18 protein-coding genes are annotated in these 15972 nt (G+C 64.4%); 4 read left to right on the top strand and 14 right to left on the bottom strand.

Translation table 11 applies throughout. From position 1 onward, the window contains the following. Positions 1-37 precede the first annotated feature (37 nt). The 14 genes from cyoE to QUG03_RS05135 form a co-directional block, all read right to left on the bottom strand. Complete coding sequence (gene cyoE / locus QUG03_RS05200; RefSeq protein ID WP_500819579.1) at positions 38-958, bottom strand: heme o synthase; 921 nt, start codon at positions 956-958, stop codon at positions 38-40. A gap of 7 nt (positions 959-965) precedes the next feature. Continuing rightward, positions 966-1286: a cytochrome o ubiquinol oxidase subunit IV gene (gene cyoD, locus QUG03_RS05195; RefSeq protein ID WP_048415419.1), complete on the bottom strand. Its 321-nt coding sequence runs from the start codon at positions 1284-1286 to the stop codon at positions 966-968. After that, positions 1283-1897, bottom strand: a complete 615-nt coding sequence (cyoC, locus tag QUG03_RS05190) for a cytochrome o ubiquinol oxidase subunit III (protein ID WP_500819578.1) — start codon at positions 1895-1897, stop codon at positions 1283-1285. The genes cyoD and cyoC overlap by 4 nt, the downstream gene beginning before the upstream one ends. Before the next feature lie 15 nt (positions 1898-1912). Continuing rightward, the gene (gene cyoB, locus QUG03_RS05185) at positions 1913-3955 is read right to left on the bottom strand and encodes a cytochrome o ubiquinol oxidase subunit I (RefSeq protein ID WP_048415417.1); all 2043 of its coding nucleotides are present in this window, start codon (positions 3953-3955) and stop codon (positions 1913-1915) included. A 7-nt stretch (positions 3956-3962) separates the two neighbouring features. Next, entirely contained in the window at positions 3963-4895 is a 933-nt protein-coding gene (gene cyoA / locus QUG03_RS05180; protein WP_048415431.1) for a ubiquinol oxidase subunit II, read from the bottom strand. Between the two features lie 727 nt (positions 4896-5622). Beyond that, positions 5623-7539: a BglG family transcription antiterminator gene (locus tag QUG03_RS05175; protein ID WP_259041237.1), complete on the bottom strand. Its 1917-nt coding sequence runs from the start codon at positions 7537-7539 to the stop codon at positions 5623-5625. Between the two features lie 47 nt (positions 7540-7586). Next, positions 7587-8321 (bottom strand): 2-dehydro-3-deoxy-phosphogluconate aldolase, encoded by a 735-nt coding sequence (gene dagF, locus QUG03_RS05170; protein ID WP_500819577.1) that lies wholly within the window; start codon positions 8319-8321, stop codon positions 7587-7589. Next, entirely contained in the window at positions 8318-9436 is a 1119-nt protein-coding gene (locus QUG03_RS05165) for a DgaE family pyridoxal phosphate-dependent ammonia lyase (RefSeq protein WP_500819576.1), read from the bottom strand. Before QUG03_RS05165 ends, dagF begins: the two co-directional genes overlap by 4 nt. Then, on the bottom strand, positions 9420-10553 hold the full coding sequence (locus tag QUG03_RS05160; protein WP_500819575.1) for an amidohydrolase/deacetylase family metallohydrolase: 1134 nt from the start codon (positions 10551-10553) through the stop codon (positions 9420-9422). The genes QUG03_RS05165 and QUG03_RS05160 overlap by 17 nt, the downstream gene beginning before the upstream one ends. Before the next feature lie 10 nt (positions 10554-10563). Further along, positions 10564-11217: a DUF4310 family protein gene (locus QUG03_RS05155; protein ID WP_019101591.1), complete on the bottom strand. Its 654-nt coding sequence runs from the start codon at positions 11215-11217 to the stop codon at positions 10564-10566. 17 nt (positions 11218-11234) lie between these two features. Continuing rightward, complete coding sequence (locus QUG03_RS05150; RefSeq protein WP_166452683.1) at positions 11235-12011, bottom strand: DUF4311 domain-containing protein; 777 nt, start codon at positions 12009-12011, stop codon at positions 11235-11237. Positions 12012-12045: 34 nt separating this feature from the next. After that, complete coding sequence (locus tag QUG03_RS05145; protein ID WP_043591096.1) at positions 12046-12348, bottom strand: DUF4312 family protein; 303 nt, start codon at positions 12346-12348, stop codon at positions 12046-12048. Positions 12349-12351: 3 nt separating this feature from the next. Then, positions 12352-12714 carry an SFCGS family glycine-rich protein gene (locus QUG03_RS05140; protein WP_107800435.1) on the bottom strand — a complete coding sequence of 121 codons (363 nt, stop codon included), beginning with the start codon at positions 12712-12714 and terminating at the stop codon, positions 12352-12354. Between the two features lie 39 nt (positions 12715-12753). Then, entirely contained in the window at positions 12754-13086 is a 333-nt protein-coding gene (locus QUG03_RS05135) for a hypothetical protein (protein ID WP_235086937.1), read from the bottom strand. Here QUG03_RS05135 and QUG03_RS05130 point away from each other — a divergent pair. The 4 genes from QUG03_RS05130 to QUG03_RS05115 all read left to right on the top strand — a co-directional run. Further along, positions 13085-13276 carry a hypothetical protein gene (locus QUG03_RS05130; protein WP_146176699.1) on the top strand — a complete coding sequence of 64 codons (192 nt, stop codon included), beginning with the start codon at positions 13085-13087 and terminating at the stop codon, positions 13274-13276. The two genes, QUG03_RS05135 and QUG03_RS05130, sit on opposite strands and share 2 nt — an antisense overlap. Before the next feature lie 17 nt (positions 13277-13293). Then, positions 13294-14013 (top strand): two-component system response regulator RstA, encoded by a 720-nt coding sequence (gene rstA / locus QUG03_RS05125; RefSeq protein WP_500819574.1) that lies wholly within the window; start codon positions 13294-13296, stop codon positions 14011-14013. A 6-nt stretch (positions 14014-14019) separates the two neighbouring features. Beyond that, the gene (gene rstB, locus QUG03_RS05120) at positions 14020-15291 is read left to right on the top strand and encodes a two-component system sensor histidine kinase RstB (RefSeq protein ID WP_107800437.1); all 1272 of its coding nucleotides are present in this window, start codon (positions 14020-14022) and stop codon (positions 15289-15291) included. A gap of 147 nt (positions 15292-15438) precedes the next feature. Beyond that, on the top strand, positions 15439-15972 hold a 534-nt coding region (locus QUG03_RS05115; protein WP_500819573.1), incomplete at its 3' end, for a hypothetical protein.

Below are 15972 nucleotides of genomic sequence, written 5' to 3'. Positions count from 1 at the left end.
GGGCCACGGCCCGCGCTTTGTCTTGGCTTGCTTGCGTTCAGGACTGCGCGGACGCGCTCAAACCGGCCAGCTGTTGGCGTTCCGGCTGCCGGAAATCCACCGCCATCATCACCGACAACGCGGTGATGGTGACGATGGAGAAGAAGAACACCTGACGCGCCCAGACGCGGTCGTCGGTGCTGCTCTTGTAGCCGGACAAGGCCATCTTCAGCCACCACAGGCTGGTGGCCCCGGCCACCGCCAGATAGCCGTAGCCGGCGTAGCCGCCGAAGGCCAGCATCGCGGTGGCGGCGCCGAAGGCCAGGATGTAGAGCACGATCTGGCGCTTGGCGCTGGAAATGCCCTTGACCACCGGCAGCACCGGAATCCCCGCCGCCTGGTAGTCCTGGAAACGGAAGATGGCGATGGCGTAGGAATGCGGCATCTGCCACAGACAGAACATCAACAGCAGGATGGCCGCGCCGGCGTCGAAACGGCCGGTGACCGCGCAGTAACCGGCCACCGGCGGCACCGCGCCGGACAAGCTGCCCACCAGGGTGCCGTACACCGAATGGCGCTTCATATAGAGGCTGTACACCCCCACATAGATGACGAAGCCGAACAGCACGCAGCCGAAGGCCAGCGGATTGGTCCAACGCCACAGCGCGTAGAAACCGGCCAGCCCCAGCAGCAGGCCGTGAGCCAGCGCCGCCCGGGTGCTCATCGCGCCGGTGACCAGCACCCGCTTGCGGGTGCGGGCCATCTTGGCGTCGATGTCCTGGTCTATGCAGTTGTTGATCGCGCAGCCGGACGCCACCACCAGCGAGAGGCCGGCCAGCGTGGCCAGCAGCAAGCCCCAGTCAACCCGGCCCTGGGCCGCCAGCAGGAAACCGCCGACGGCCGAGATCAGGTTGCCGAAGATGATGCCCGGCTTGGTCACCTGCAGATAACGCTTGAATTTCAAGACGATCTCTCTCAAGCCCGCCTCAACGCATCATCAGCGCGTCGGCGGTGTAGATGATCCAGATCGACAGCCCGACCAGCAGCACGATCACCATGCCGGTGAACAGGAAGGACATGGTGTTGAGCTTGCCCTCCTTGCTGAAGTCCAGGTGCAGGAAATACTTCAGGTGCACCACGATCTGCACCACCGCCAGCGCGAAGATGCCGATCGCCGTCGCCTGCGGCGTGAAGGCGCCGCCCATCACCATCCAGAACGGGATGGCGGTGAGCACCACCGACAGCAGGAAGCCGATCAGATAGCTTTTCACGCTGCCGTGCGCGGCGTGTTGATGTGCCTGGCTCATCCCATGGCTCCTTTCAGGTAGACGACGGTGAACACGCAGATCCACACGATGTCGAGGAAGTGCCAGAACAGCGACAGGCAGTTCAGGCGCGTCATCGCGCGGCCGGTCAGGCCGGTCTTGGCCACTTCCATCATCATCACCGCCATCCAGATCAGGCCGGCGGTCACGTGCAGGCCGTGCAGGCCCACCAAGCCGAAGAAGGCCGACAGGAAGGCGCTGACCTGCGGGCCGTGGCCCTCGGAGATCAGATGGTGGAACTCGTTGATTTCCAGGCCGATGAAGGCCGCGCCGAACAGGAAGGTCATGCCCAGCCAGCCCAGCACCGCGGATTTGTTGCCCTTCTGACCGGCGATCATCGCGAAGCCGTAGGTGATGGAGGACAGCAGCAACGCCGCGGTCTCCACCAACACGTATTGCAGATCGAAGATCTCCTTGCCTGACACGCCTTCCGCCACGTTGCGGAACAGCACGGCGTAAGCCGCGAACGCGCTGGCGAACAGGATGCAGTCGGTCATCAGGTAGAACCAGAAGCCCAGCACGGTTTGCGAACCGCTGTCGTGGTGCTCGTGGTCCTCATGCGCTTCGTGCGCGTCTTTTACATAAGTCATCATGTCGGATTCAGCCCCTTACGCGGTGGTGGTCGGACGCGCAGCCTTGTGCGGCTTGGCCGTGTCGCGTTCGGTGTAGTTGTCCACGTCGATGCCCAGCTTCTCGAAGCGCTCGCGCTCGATGGCTTCCACTTCCTCCGGCTGCACGTAGTAGTCCAGATCGTTGTCGTAGGCGCGCGCCAGCATGCAGCCGACGATGCCCACCAGGCCGACGATGGCCAGCCACCAGATATGCCAGATCAGGGCGAAGCCCAGCACCGTGGTGAAGCCGCCGATGTAAACGCCCATCGCGGTGTTCTTCGGCATGTGGATGGGTTCATAGGACTTGGGCACCGCGTAGGCCACGCCCTTTTCCTTCATGTCGGTGAAGGCGTCGATGTCGTGCACCACCGGCAGCTTGGCGAAGTTGTAGAACGGCGCCGGCGACGAGGTGGACCACTCCAGGGTATGGCCGTTCCACGGGTCGCCGCTGACGTCGGCCAGCTTCTTGCGGTCGCGGATGCTGACCACGATCTGCAGCAGTTGGCAGGCGATGCCGCAGGCGATCAACAGTGCGCCGAACAGCGCCAGGTACAGCCACGGCTCCCATTCCGGGTTGGTGGTGTAGTTCAGGCGGCGGGTCATGCCGAGGAAGCCCAGCACGTACAGCGGCATGAAGGCGAACATGAAACCGATCTGCCAGAACCAGAACGAGGCCTTGCCCAGTTTCGGATTCAGCTTGAAGCCGAACACTTTCGGGAACCAGAAGGTCACGCCGGCCAGGTAGCCGAACACCGCGCCGCCGATGATGGTGTTGTGGAAGTGGGCGATCAGGAACAGGCTGTTGTGCAGCACGAAGTCCGCGCCCGGCACCGCCATCAGCACGCCGGTCATGCCGCCGATGGAGAAGGTGACCATGAAGCCCAGCGTCCACAGGATGGGGGTTTCAAAGCGCAGCCGGCCGCGGTAGATGGTGAACAGCCAGTTGAACAGCTTCACCCCGGTCGGGATGGAGATGATCATGGTCGCGATGCCGAAGAAGGCGTTGACGCTGGCGCCGGAACCCATGGTGAAGAAGTGATGCAGCCACACCATGAAGCCCAGGATGGAGATCGCGCCGCTGGCGTAGATCATCGACTTGTGGCCGAACAGGCGCTTGCCGGTGAAGGTGGACACCACCTCGGAGAAAATGCCGAAGGCGGGCAGCACCAGGATGTAGACCTCGGGATGGCCCCAGGCCCAGAACAGGTTCAGATACATCATCGCGTTGCCGCCGGCTTCCGCGGTGAAGAAATGGAAGTCCAGGTAGCGGTCCAGGCTCAACATCGCCAGCGCGCCGGTCAGGATGGGGAAGGAGCTGGCGATCAGCACATTGGCCCAGGTGCAGGTCCAGGTGAAGATGGGCATGTCCATCAGCTTCATGCCGGGCGCGCGCATCTTGATCACGGTGACCAGGAAGTTGATCGCCGTCAGCGTCGTCCCTATCCCTGATATCTGCAAGGCCCAGGTGTAATAATCCACCCCCACGTCCGGACTGAAGGCGATGCCGGCCAATGGCGGATAAGCCACCCAGCCGGTGCGGGCGAAGTTGCCGACGCCCAGCGACAGGTTGACCAGGATCACCGCGGCCACCAGCAGCCAGAAGCTCAGCGAGTTCAGGAAGGGGAAGGCCACGTCGCGCGCGCCGATCTGCAGCGGCACCACGATGTTCATCAGGCCGGTCATGAAGGGCATGGCCATGAAGATGATCATGATCACGCCGTGGGCGGTGAAGATCTGATCGTAGTGATCGGGCGGCAGCACGCCGTGGCTGCCGCCGGTGGCGATGGCCAGTTGCGCGCGCATCATCAGCGCGTCGGCGAAGCCGCGCAGCAGCATGATCATGGCGACGATGATGTACATCACGCCTATCTTCTTGTGGTCGACCGAGGTCAGCCACTCATGCCACAGATAACCCCATTTGCCCATCTTGGAGATCAGGGCCACCAGCATCAGCCCGATCAGGCCGGCGCCGCCCAGCGCGCCCATCACGATGGGTTCGTGGAAAGGGATGGCGTCCAGCGTCAGTTTGCCTAACAGCATGTCTTGATTACTCCTTCACCGTCAGCGGTTCGCACAGGCTCTTGGCCAGCGCGGCCAGCTTGACGTCGGCCTCGGTGGCGGCCAGCGAGGTGCGGCCGGTCATGTATTTGTGCAGCACGCCCTGGAACAGATAGGGGGTGACGGCGCCGTAATAGGCCACCGGATTCTTTTCGCTAGGCAGCACCAGGCCGCGGTAGCCGTTCACGTCCAGCGTCTTGCCGGAAGCCTTGACCTTGGCCACCCAGGCGTCGAACTCGGCCGGCGTCTTGGTGGCGACGGCGTTGAACTTCATGCCGGAGAAGCCGGCGCCGCTGTAGTTGGCGGAGAAGCCCTTGTACACGCCCGGCTCATGCGCCAGCAGATGCAACTGGGTCTGCATGCCGGCCATCGCGTAAATCTGGCCGCCCAGTTGCGGGATGAAGAAGGAGTTCATCGCCGCGTCGGAAGTGATCTTGAAATTCACCGGCACATTGCTGGGGAAGGCCAGCTCGTTGATCGTGGCGATCTGCTGCTCCGGGTAGATGAACAACCATTTCCAGTTCAACGCCACCACCTGCACCTCGATCGGCTTCTGATCCGAATCCAGCGGGCGGTACGGGTCCAGCTTGTGGGTGGTTTCCCAGGTCAGCACGGCGAGGAAGGCGATGATGATGCAGGGAATCAGCCAGACCACCAGCTCGATCTTGGTCGAGTGCGACCATTTCGGCTCGTAGACGGCGTCCTTGTTGCTGGCGCGGTATTTCCAGGCGAAGAAGAAGGTCATCAGGATCACCGGGATGACCACCAGCAGCATCAGCGCGGTTGCCGTGATGATCAGGGACTTCTGCTCCGCCGCCACCGGGCCCTTGGGGTCAAGGATTCCGCCTTGACACCCGGCGAGCAGCAACGCCGAAGCAACAGCAAGTCCCCGCCACAGGCGTGAGGGTCTTTGGTTTCTCATCATTTACGACTTTACGGGTTGAACATTCTTGTTATCCCGCCCGGGCGTGAACGGCTGCGCGCCATCGGCCCCGGCGACGGTAATCCAGGCCCGGCTCCAGGCCGGGCGGCAACGGCAAGGGCTTGCGCGGCCAACGGCCAAGCAAATGCCAATGTCATAGCAAAAAGCAATGCGGAACTCGCAGCGCGAGCTGATCAAAATCGAAAAGTCGGCATGATCAATCGACAGGGGCGACGCGAATCGCCCCGAGTGGATGACGCGACAGGAGAGCGGCGACAGCCGACCTTCCCCTGCTGGGACATCACAACGCTGACAGCCGGCGAACCCTCGGGCGGAGACGCGTCTTCCGGCGGGCAAGCAAGCCCAGGACGGCGCAGAAAGCGGCGGGAGCATCCCGGTTGTGAAGCCAGGCGGCGCTATTAAAAACAGTTCGCCCCCAACTTTCAAGGGCAAATTTGATCCAGATTAATGGCCAGCCGCAAGCTAAAACCAGGGAGCTTGTTACAGATCAATGACGAAAACATCGCCCAAGCGCCGACATGGCGTGATCTAGAACGAAAGCATGAAGTAAATACTCGAACCTATATACAGTTTCAAACTGTTACAAAAAAGCTGGAACTCCACCCCTTGCAGTGCACAAAAACAACGTTATTCAACACAAATCGCAACATAACCATAAACCAAACAATATTGATTGACAGCCGTGCAAAACCTTATCCGGCGCGGCTCAGACCTCAGGCAGGCATGACAGCGCATTGCGCAGGAACTGCTCGAAGCTGCGGCTCTCCACCAGCCGGGCGCCGGCGCGCTGACGCATGAAAGAGACGAACAGCTCGTAGATCGCCATCGCCTCCTCGTACTCGGTCTTGCTGATCGCCAGCAGGAAGATCACCCGCGCCACCCCGCCCTCTCCCCAGGCGACGCCGTGCGGCGCGATGATGGTGCACACCGTGGTCTTGCGCGCCAGCAGGCCCAGCGAGTGCGGCAAGGCGATGCCGTCGCCCAGCATGGTGCTGAGAATGTCCTCGCGTTCGCGCACCGAGGGCAGGAAATCGGCGTCGACATAGCCCTCCTCGCGCAACTGCCCGCAGACGCGCTCGAACAGCGCCTGCTGGCTCAGCCCCGGCTCCGCCACCCAGAAATGCTGGGCGGAGAAATAGCGCTCCAGCATATAGGGCCGGGTGCGGTCCACCGCCACCAGCCGCGCCAACTGTTCCAGCTGGTAATCCGATGGAAACGGCGACAGCAAGGCCACCGGCTTGCGCTTGTCCTCCAGCCGCACCGTGGACACCACGAAATCGGCGCTCACATGTTCCAGCGCCTCGTATTCCTGACAGGACAAGGCGGCGCATACCTCCAACTGCGGAAAGCGGCGGCGCAGCACCGCCTCCAGCGTGCGCAGCGTGGCGTTGCCGCCGTCGCACACCAGCAGGGCCTGCGGCCGGCGCAGATAGCCGATCTGATAATGACGCTCCAGCCCCACGCCGATGTGCAGCACCAGATAGCCGATCTCGTTCTCCGAGATCCGGTACGGCGAGTGCTTGGCCCAGCTGGACACCGCCGCCAGCGTGAAATCGTAGGCCAGCGCGTAATGCTGCTTAATGTCGGCCAGCACCGGATTGGGCAGCGTGATCTGGTAGCGCACCCGGGTGATCATGGTTTTGACGTGGGTGACCAGGTCCTCGCGCAATTGCCGGTCGGCGCGCAGATCGTAGCGGTAATGGCGGTTGATGTAGTCGAGGATGTAGCGAACCAGCGCGTCGGCGTCGTCGGCGTTGATCGCGCTGGGCAGCATGCCGCTCAGGCTGCGCGCGGCGATGTTGACGCGGAGGAAGGCCCGCTCGGCGGCAGCGATCTCCACCCCGCTCATGCGCCGCAGCAGGTCGACGATGTGCGCCGCGGCCTGGTCCACCGCCGGCAGCGTCTCCTCGCCGCGGAAATCCTGCAGCGGAAAGCCGTCGACGATGCGCTTGGCCGCCACCGCGCAATAAAAGCTCAGGAACTGGGCGCCGTCGTCGCTGAGGCGGACGCCGGCGCGGCTCAAGCAGCCGGGCAGGCCGGCGCGCACCGTCGCCAGCGCGTCGGCCAGCACCGGATCCGCGCTCAATAGCGGGTGGTCCGGCCGTTCCGCGGCCAGCTGCGCCAATAGATCGCTGAGGCAGACGCGGATGGAGGATTCCGCGCCCAGCAGCTTCATGCCGTAATGCGGCTTGGCCTCTATGCTCAGGCCGTAGCCGGCCAGGCGCTCGCGCACCTCGGCCATGTCGGCCTGCAAGGTGGCGCGGCTGACGCACCAGGCGTCGGCCAGGTCCTGCAGCTTCAAGGCGTAGGCGGAGCCGAGGAACTGTGCCAGCAGGTAATGCACCCGCTCGCCGGCCTGGCGCGGAATGGCGCGGCCGGAACCGGCCTGCGGCCGCACCTGCTGGAAGCGCTCCGGGTCGTCGGCCTGCAGCCGGTAGCCCTCGCCGCGCTTGAGCACGAAACGCGCGCCGTGCTCGGCAAGGATGGCGTTGAGCGCGTCGATGTCGTTGCGCACGGTGCGGGTGGACACCGCCAGCCGGCGCGCCAGTTCTTCCTGCGGCAGCGCTTCCGCCTGCAGCGCGGCAAAGGCCTGGGCCAGCCGTTGATAGGGGAATTTGACCATGAGCCTCCTTCTTTGAACCCACCCGCGCCCGGCCTCCCCGGGCGCGGCTACAACAAGGCTTTCACCATCGACAACAGCCGCTCGACGTCGCCGGGCCGGGTTTCGCCGTTCGCGTCGATGATGGAACTGTACACATGCGGAATCACCTTGGACACGCCGGCCTCAAGCGCCAGGCGAACGATCTCGCCGAAATTCTCCAGCGTGATGCCGCCGGTGGGCTCCAGCCAGAAATCATGGCGCGCGCAGGCTTCCGCCACCGCCAGGTATTCGTCGCGGCAATCCAGCCCGCCCATAGGAAAGTACTTGATCGAGCTGCCGCCCATATCCTTGAGCATGGCGATGGCAGTGTCCACCGGCGCGGCGCAGACTGGCGCGCCGGCGCTGAGCGGGCCGGTGGAAATCCTGACCAGGCCGGGAATGCCGCTGGGCGACACCAGGCCGTTGACCACGGTCCGCGCCTGGCCCAGCTGCGCGCGGCTGGCGCCTACGCCGGTGAACACCTGATTGACGTGCTGCGGCTGCACCTGGCCGACGATGGCGCTGACCATGTCGGACTGGCGCGGGTCGCCGGCGCCCAGGCCCACCGACAAGGCGTTGTCTATCAGCGCCGCGTACTCGCGCATGTCCGCCACCGCGCTGTCCACATCGGCGTAGTTTTTCGACAGCACGCCCACCAGCACATGGCCTTCCGCCGCCTGATGAATCTGACGGGCATTGTGCTTGCTTCCGGCCAGCACATTCAAGCACACGCGATCTTGATAAAAATTGGGTTCCAGTTTCATGCTTGCTCTCCCTTCAGCAGGCGGCGGATGCGCTCGCCTATCTGTTCCAGCTGGGCCGCGTCCACGCTGCGCGCGTCCACCTCCAGCCGGCCTTCGTTGGCCCGGTACTCCCGGAAATAAATGGCGATGTCGCCCTGTTTCAGCGCGGCCGCGGCGGCCACCGCGCTGACGCCGGTGGCGCCGGCGTCGAAAGCGATCTCGGCGCGGGCGATGTCGCGGCCGGCCGCGTCCCAGACCAGGCGCGCGCTGACGCCGGCCAGCTGGTTCAGACCGGCGATGAAGGGCCGCAACCGCTCCGCCATCGCCGCCCCGCTTTCCTTGTCCTGCTTCAGATAGCGCTCGATTGCGCAAGTCAGGCCCAGAATGCCCTCCTTGCCCACCTTCATCGCCCGGCCTATGCCCTGGCTTTGCAACTTGACCCATTCCACGTATTGGCGACGGCCCAGCACCAGGCCGCTGGTCGGCCCCTCGATCGCCTTCGCGCCGCTGTAAATCACCAGGTCCGCGCCCAAGCGGTAATAGGTGCGCAAGTCCTCCTCCGCCGCCGCGTCGACGATCAGCGGCAGATTCCGACGACGCGCCACCTCGGCGGCCTCGGCCACCCCGAGCACGCTTTTCTGCAAGGCGTGGTGCGACTTGATATAGAGAATGGCGGCGGCGGCGGGGCCGATCGCGGCCTCCAATTGCGCGGCCGAGCACTCATTGCCCCAGCCGGCCTCCACCACCTGGCCGCCGCCCAGCGCCACCATGGAGCCCACCGGCGCGCCGAAATTGACGTTGTGCCCCTTGGGCAGCACGATCTCACGCGGTCCGGCCACCGGCTGCGCATGCAGATTCACCAGCAGGCGCGGATCGTCGCGGACGATGACGGCGGCCACGGACTGGGCGATGCCGGCGGCCGCGCAGGACACCACCGTCGCGGCCTCCGCCTCCAGCAGCCGGGCGATGTAGTCGCCGGTCTTGTCGACCAGATCCTTCATCTCGAAATAGCGCTCCAGGCCCTGGACCATCGCCGCCCTCACTTCCGGCGCCGGCGTGGACACGCCGAGCAGGGTCATGCGGCCGGAAGCGTTGATCACCGGCTTAAGCTGGTACTGCTCATAGATCGAAGACATGACAAGCCTTTCCTTGTTCGGTGGGCAGCAAGACGCCGCCCGCCACCGCCGCCAGCGGCGTCAGGTGCCGCACGCCGGTCAGCGTGTCGCCGTCGCAGTCGCTCTGCGGCCGCGGCGCGGTTTCAATGTCGAAGATGGTCAGATCGGCGTCCGCGCCCGCTTCCAGCCGGCCTTTGCCGCTCAGTCCCAGCGCTTCCGCCGGCCGCCGGGTCACGCAGTCCAGCACCCTCTCCAGCGGCATGCCCAGGCTCAGGAATTTGGACATCACCGCCGCCAGGCCGAACACCGGCCCGGCCACGCGGTTGCGGCAATAGATGTCCGAGCTGATGGTGTCCGGGTACAGGCCCAGCGCCATGGCTTCTCGCGCCACGCGGAAACTGAAGCTGGCGCTGCCGTGGCCGACGTCCAGCAGCACGCCGCGCTCGATCGCCGCCCGCACCGAGGCGCGCAGCGCGCCGGCGGCGTCCAGGATACGGTTGGGCTTGCCGTTGAAGCAGTGGGTGACGATGTCGCCCGGCTCCAGCCATTCGGCGATCTCGTCCAGCGACGGCGGGGTGTTGCCGATGTGCACCATCAAGGGCAGCGGCCCGAAGCGCCGCTGTATCTCCTTGGCCCGCGCCAGCGGCGCGACGCCGTTGGCGCCGACCACGCTGCCGCTGAGCCGCGCCTTGATGCCGACGATGAAATCGCGATGCGCGCGGATGGCCGCGCCGGCCAGCGCCACGTCGACGTCGTCCAGATTGGCCAATTCATGCTGGGTAACGAGGCCGATGCGCGAGATGTTCAGCAAGGCGCGCACATCGGTGCGGCAAGCGCCGGCCAGCTCGCAGAAGGCGGCGACGTCGTCGGCCCCTACGCTGCCGGCGTCCACCACCGTGGTGACCCCGCCGGCCACGCCCACCTGATCCGGCTCGTCGTGATAAATCGGCGAGGCCGGGTTGCAATGCACATGGCCGTCTATCCAGCCGGCGCTGAGCCGCCAGCGTCCGTCCAGCCGCAGCGTGCGCCGGGCCGGGCCGTCCAGCCGCCCCAGCCCGGCGATCTTGCCGTGACGGATAGCGATGTCCAGCACCGAGCCGTCGGCCAGCAAAGCGTCCTTGATCAGCAAATCATCCATCGCCGCCTCCTCAGGCAATCGCCACCGGGAACAGCGTGCCCAGCAGCATCGCGCCCAGGATGGCGCCGCCGGTGATGGGCTTGCCCCACAGATAGAAGACCAGCGCGCCCAGCAGCGAGCCGACGCCGATGGGAATCGACGCCGCCATCGCCGACAGGATGATCAGCGGGCCGAGGAAGCGGCCGGAGGAGTTGCCCGCGCCCATCATCACGTCGGCGCCGTAAGTGGAATTGCCCTGATTGATGGTGAATTTGCGCGCGAAAATAATGACCGCGCCGATCAGCAAGCCGATCACCATCCCGGTGGCCAGCGCCGCGCCGAAGTTTTCCACCGGAAACAAGATGCCGGCGCCGAGGAACATCGCCGGAATGCCCAGGCCGACGCCGGTCATGATGGCGCCGCCGATGTCCAGGATGCCCACCAGCGAGCCTTCTATCACCCGGGCGAACAAGAAGCTGGCGCCGAAGGCGGCCACCGCGCCGTAGACGCCGGTGTCCATGCCGGCGCGCAGCATCGATACGAAGGCCACCTCGTTGAAAGCGCCGATGCCGTAGACGTAATACATATGCGTGCCGGCGAACACGCCGGCGGACAACAGCCCCACCAGCAAGGGAAAAGACCAGTCCGCCAGCCAGAAACCCCCGGTTTGTGCTTGTTCAGTCATCATTCTCTCCTTCAACCTCAAGCGCCGCGCACGGCGGCGTGCAGCAGTTCCAGCCAGGACGGGGCGTTCAGGTGGAAGCTGCTCAGCAGCTTCAGATCAAAGCCGCGGAAGAAGGCGCTGAGCGCGAACAGCGCCACGATGGCCGCCATCATCAGCTTGGTCACCTTGTTCCAGCCGCCCTCGTCCACGCCCTTGCCGATCAGAATGCCCAGCACCAGGCCCGGCACCGCATTGCCCATGATCAGCTGGGCCAGACCGCCGAACACCGTGCCCCACAGACCGGAACGCCGGCCGGCCTCAATCGCCGCCAGCCAGAAAATCACCGGCATCACGGTGTTGACCAAGAGGTTGGCCGCGGGCACCAAGACCTTGACCGCGGTGATTTGCAGCGAAGCCGGCACCGCCGAAGCGGTGGTGTTCAGGAAGGCCACCAGCAGCATGCCGATTACCCCGCACACCAAGGCCATCTTGCGCGGGTTGTGCAGGGTCTCCGCCAGATTGCGGTTGCGCGCCAGCAAAGCCGCGGCGCCCCAGTGCGGAATCACCCGGTGGTCGATGTCCTGGGTGAAGGCGCCGGCGGCCACCGACGAGGCCCAGGCGTTGAAGAAAAAGCCCAGGCCGAAGGAAAAATGCGAGGCCGGGTCGCCCTCGCAGGAATTGAGCTCGCCCAGGGTGCGGAAAGCGCCCATGCCCTGGGAAGTCGGCGCGTGGAACATGCGGGCCGCGCCGGCGCCTACCGCGACGCCGACCAGACCGCCTATCAACAGCGACTTGAGAAGAATGATCAGAAGCATGGCTTCCTCCTCGGAATAAAACGACAGCCGGCGCCTAAACCTGGCGCGCGACGAAGGGCACGGCCTCGATATCCAGCGCCGTCACGCTGACCTCCACCTCCAGCGTGACGGCGTAGCTGAGCCTGTCCCGCGGCAGGAAGAAGAACAGAAAGCGCTCGCGGCGGCGGATCTCCTCCGCCGCGACCACCGTCACCCGCATGGGCTCGATGCGCAACAGCACCGGGTGGCCGGCCGCCGTCACCGCGCGCTGCACGCCGGACAAGGCGTCGGCGCAAGCTTGCGCCTTGCTGTCGCCGCGTCCGCTGACCGTCACGCTGGACTCGAAACGCCTTTGCATCGCTCAGCCGCCGTATTTCTTCTGATAGGCCGCCACCAGCCGCTGCCCTAGCTCTTCCTTGTCCATGAAGCCGAAGCCGAGCACGGTGTAGCCCTCCTCGATCGCGGTCACGCCCTCCTCCACCGAACGCATGCCGTACTTGGCCTTGTAGCCGTACTTGGTCTGCGCGGTGATGGCGCCGGCGCCGCCGCTGCCGCAGAAGGAAATGCCCAGCTGCGCGCCCTCCGCCTGCATCACGTCGCCCAGCTTCATATCCGCGGCCATGCCCGCGATCACCACCGCGCGCGCGCCGGCGGCCTCCGCGCCCGCGCCCACTTTCTGTCCCTTGCCCAGACGGTCGCCAATCACTACGGTTATCTGCGTCATTGTCTTCTCCTCTATCTCTCTATCTATGCACGGCGGACTTCAGGCCTTGTTCTTGGCCATCTCGAAATGAATGGACAGCAAAAGCGCTTCCTCTTCCGGCAGATTGCCGAACAGGGCCACCACCGCGGCGGACAAACGCCGCGTGGTGTCCGAGATCTCGTCGAACAGGCTCTTGTCGAAATCCGGCAGCCCTTCGCCGGTCAGCGAGCGGCGCGCCATCGCCAGCACGTGCGAATCCAGCTTCTGCTGCTGAACCTCGGTCAGAGACTTGCCGGCCGCGTCCAGCAAGGCGGGAATCTGCCCCAGAATCTGGTCCGCCAGGCGGCGGATCGCGGTCTGGTCGACGGCGGCGGGACGGACTTGATCGTTCATGAGCTTTCCTTTGCAAAACGGTTGGCGATGTCAGGAAACTGTAATCAAGCCGCCGGCAACTGTGGACCGGTGGATTTTCCGCTTCGAAACGGAAATCGCCTGCTCGCCGGGCGGAAACAAGGCGGTCCTGACCGTGCTTGCAGTTGAAGCGCGCGGCGGCTCGGGCGATACTTCGCGGATTGACCACTGAATAGATGGATGCAAGGCATGACCCACCGCATCGTGTTTGTAGAAGACGACGCCGACCTGGCCGAGCTGATCAGCGACTTTCTGTCCCGCCATGAAATGGACGTGGTGGTGGAACCGCGCGGCGACGCCGCGCTGGACACCATCGCCCGCGAAGCGCCGGACCTGGTGCTGCTGGACATCATGCTGCCCGGCAAAGACGGCCTCTCCATCTGCCGCGAGCTGCGTCCCAAATTCGACGGCCCCATCATCATGCTGACCTCGCTGGACAGCGATATGAACCAGATCCTGGGCCTGGAACTGGGCGCCAACGACTACATCCTGAAAACCACGCCGCCCTCGGTGCTGGTGGCGCGGCTGCGCGCCCAGCTGCGCAATCTGCGGCCCGCTTCGGCCAACGCCGACGCCACCGCGCCCAAGCCCGGCACCCGCAAAGTGGTGTTCGGCCAACTGGCGATAGACCCGATCAGCCGCGACGTGACGCTGGCCAATGAAAAGATCCCGCTGTCCACCTCGGACTTCGATCTGCTGTGGCTGCTGGCCAGCCACGCCGGCGAAACCCTGAACCGCGACATCCTGCTCAAGGAAATGCGCGGCGTCAGCTACGACGGCCTGGACCGCAGCATAGACGTGGCCATCTCGCGGCTGCGCAAGAAACTGGGCGACAATCCCAGCGAGCCGTTCCGCATCAAGACGGTGCGCAACCGCGGCTATCTGTTCTCCTTGTCCGGCTGGGAGTAAGCGCGCATGCGCCGATTGTTCATCCAGTTCTACCTGCTGCTGATGACCTGTTTCCTGGTGGCGGTGGTCTTGGTGGGCGCGGTCTACAAGCAGGCGGTGGACGACGTGGGCGAGCGCTATCTGTCCGACCTGCTGCGCACCACGCTGTCGCTGATCGAAGCCGATCTGCGCGGCGTGCCGGAAGACCGCTGGAGCGAAACGCTGGCCAACTCCGACCACGGCTTCACCTTCCGCGTCAAAGTGGAGAAGATGAGCAGCTATCTGCTGGACGACGAATCCAAGCAGGCGCTGGACCGCGGCGAAATCGTGATGCTGGAAGACAAATACGTGTTCCTGCAAAAGCTGGAGGACAGCAACTACCTATTGGTGGCCGGTCCGCTGCGCTATCTATTCTTCCTGCACCAGCTCAAATGGTTCGACTACGCGCTGCTGGGCTTCATCGGCCTGTCGCTGGCGATACCGGTGTTTCTATGGATGCGGCCGCACTGGCGCGACCTGGTGGCGCTGGAGCAAACCGCCGGCAAGCTGGCCAGCGGCAATCTGTCCGCCCGCGTGGACCTGCCGCCGCGCTCCGGCGTCAGCCAGCTGGGCGTCGCCTTCAACCACATGGCCGACAATATCGCCGCGCTGATCAATAGCAAGAAAACCCTGACCAACGCCGTGGCCCACGAGTTGCGCACGCCGCTGGCGCGGCTGCGCTACCGGATGGCGCTGCTGGAAGGCGACGAGAGCAGCCCGGAGCGGCAGGCGATAGAGCGCGACCTCTCCGCCATCGACAAGCTGGTGGAAGAGCTGCTGCTGCACGCGCGGCTGGACCGGCCGGAAGCGCCGCTGAAGCTCAGCAGCTTCGACGCCATTCCCTGGGCCAAGGACCGCATCGCCGGCCAGGCCGCGCTGACGCAGGACATTCAATGGCTGGAGCCGGCCGGGGCCAGCCTAGCCATCACCGCCGACGAACACCTGCTGACCCGGGTGCTGGACAACTTCCTGTCCAACGCCCGCCGCCACGCCAACCGCCTGGTGCAGACCAGCATCATCGTCGAGCAGCGCCACTGCATCATCATGGTGGACGACGACGGCCCCGGCATTCCGGAACAGGACCGCGGCCGGGTGTTCGACGCCTTTGTGCGGCTGGACGAAAGCCGCGGCCGCAAGACCGGCGGCCACGGCCTGGGCCTGGCCATCGTCGCCGGCATCGCCCGCGCCCACCGCGGCGAGGTGAAAGTGGAAAGCTCGCCGCTGGGCGGCGCGCGCTTTCTGTTCCGCTGGCCGATCTGACATCCGCCGTCGCCACGCCTGTACATTCCGTAACATTGGGATACACAGAAGGCATAGACTCAGCCCCTTGTCATGGTTAGCATTTCGGCCTGAAAAGGACTACATGTCCACTTTCATACCAATCCAAGAAACTTAGGAGTTTCATAAATGAAAAAGCTGGCTCTGCTTGCTCTGACCGCTGCTTTCAGCCTGGTGTCCGTTAACGGCTTCGCCGCTGAAAAAGCTGCTGCTTCCGCTCCGGTTGCGATCCACAAGGCTAAGAAAGCCGAGAAAAAAGTAGCGAAGAAAGAAGCTTCCGCTGCTCAAAAAGCTCAGGCCGCCAAAGCCGAAGCTTCCGCTCCGAAGGCTAAAAAAGCCAAGAAGCACGTAGCTAAGAAAGAAGCTTCCGCCGCTCAGAAAGCTCAAGCCGCCAAAGCTGAAGCTTCCGCTCCGAAAGCTAAAAAAGCCAAGAAGCACGTAGCCAAGAAAGAAGCTTCCGCCGCTCAGAAAGCCCAAGCCGCCAAGGCCGACGCTTCCGCTCCGAAAAAAGCCAAAAAAGCCAAAAAGCACGTAGCTAAGAAAGAAGCTTCCGCTGCTCAGAAAGCTCAAGCCGCTAAAGCCGACGCTTCCGCTCCGAAAGCTAAAAAAGCCAAGAAGCACGTAGCCAAGAAAGAAGCTTCCGCCGCTCAGAAAGCCCAAGCC

Source organism: Chromobacterium sp. CCUG 30098 (assembly GCF_059916605.1).
The sequence above is the reverse complement of the archived record's forward strand: the minus strand, read 5'-3'. Positions and strand labels throughout refer to the sequence as shown.

Excerpts from the sequence above, each read along its gene's own strand:
- cyoD (WP_048415419.1), bottom strand. The coding sequence starts at position 1,286 with ATGAGCCAGGCACATCAACACGCCGCGCACGGCAGCGTGAAAAGCTAT.
- cyoC (WP_500819578.1), bottom strand. The coding sequence starts at position 1,897 with ATGATGACTTATGTAAAAGACGCGCACGAAGCGCATGAGGACCACGAG.
- cyoB (WP_048415417.1), bottom strand. The coding sequence starts at position 3,955 with ATGCTGTTAGGCAAACTGACGCTGGACGCCATCCCTTTCCACGAACCC.
- cyoA (WP_048415431.1), bottom strand. The coding sequence starts at position 4,895 with ATGAGAAACCAAAGACCCTCACGCCTGTGGCGGGGACTTGCTGTTGCT.
- QUG03_RS05175 (WP_259041237.1), bottom strand. The coding sequence starts at position 7,539 with ATGGTCAAATTCCCCTATCAACGGCTGGCCCAGGCCTTTGCCGCGCTG.
- dagF (WP_500819577.1), bottom strand. The coding sequence starts at position 8,321 with ATGAAACTGGAACCCAATTTTTATCAAGATCGCGTGTGCTTGAATGTG.
- QUG03_RS05165 (WP_500819576.1), bottom strand. The coding sequence starts at position 9,436 with ATGTCTTCGATCTATGAGCAGTACCAGCTTAAGCCGGTGATCAACGCT.
- QUG03_RS05160 (WP_500819575.1), bottom strand. The coding sequence starts at position 10,553 with ATGGATGATTTGCTGATCAAGGACGCTTTGCTGGCCGACGGCTCGGTG.
- QUG03_RS05155 (WP_019101591.1), bottom strand. The coding sequence starts at position 11,217 with ATGACTGAACAAGCACAAACCGGGGGTTTCTGGCTGGCGGACTGGTCT.
- QUG03_RS05150 (WP_166452683.1), bottom strand. The coding sequence starts at position 12,011 with ATGCTTCTGATCATTCTTCTCAAGTCGCTGTTGATAGGCGGTCTGGTC.
- QUG03_RS05145 (WP_043591096.1), bottom strand. The coding sequence starts at position 12,348 with ATGCAAAGGCGTTTCGAGTCCAGCGTGACGGTCAGCGGACGCGGCGAC.
- QUG03_RS05140 (WP_107800435.1), bottom strand. The coding sequence starts at position 12,714 with ATGACGCAGATAACCGTAGTGATTGGCGACCGTCTGGGCAAGGGACAG.
- QUG03_RS05130 (WP_146176699.1), top strand. The coding sequence starts at position 13,085 with ATGAGCTTTCCTTTGCAAAACGGTTGGCGATGTCAGGAAACTGTAATC.
- QUG03_RS05135 (WP_235086937.1), bottom strand. The coding sequence starts at position 13,086 with ATGAACGATCAAGTCCGTCCCGCCGCCGTCGACCAGACCGCGATCCGC.
- rstA (WP_500819574.1), top strand. The coding sequence starts at position 13,294 with ATGACCCACCGCATCGTGTTTGTAGAAGACGACGCCGACCTGGCCGAG.
- rstB (WP_107800437.1), top strand. The coding sequence starts at position 14,020 with ATGCGCCGATTGTTCATCCAGTTCTACCTGCTGCTGATGACCTGTTTC.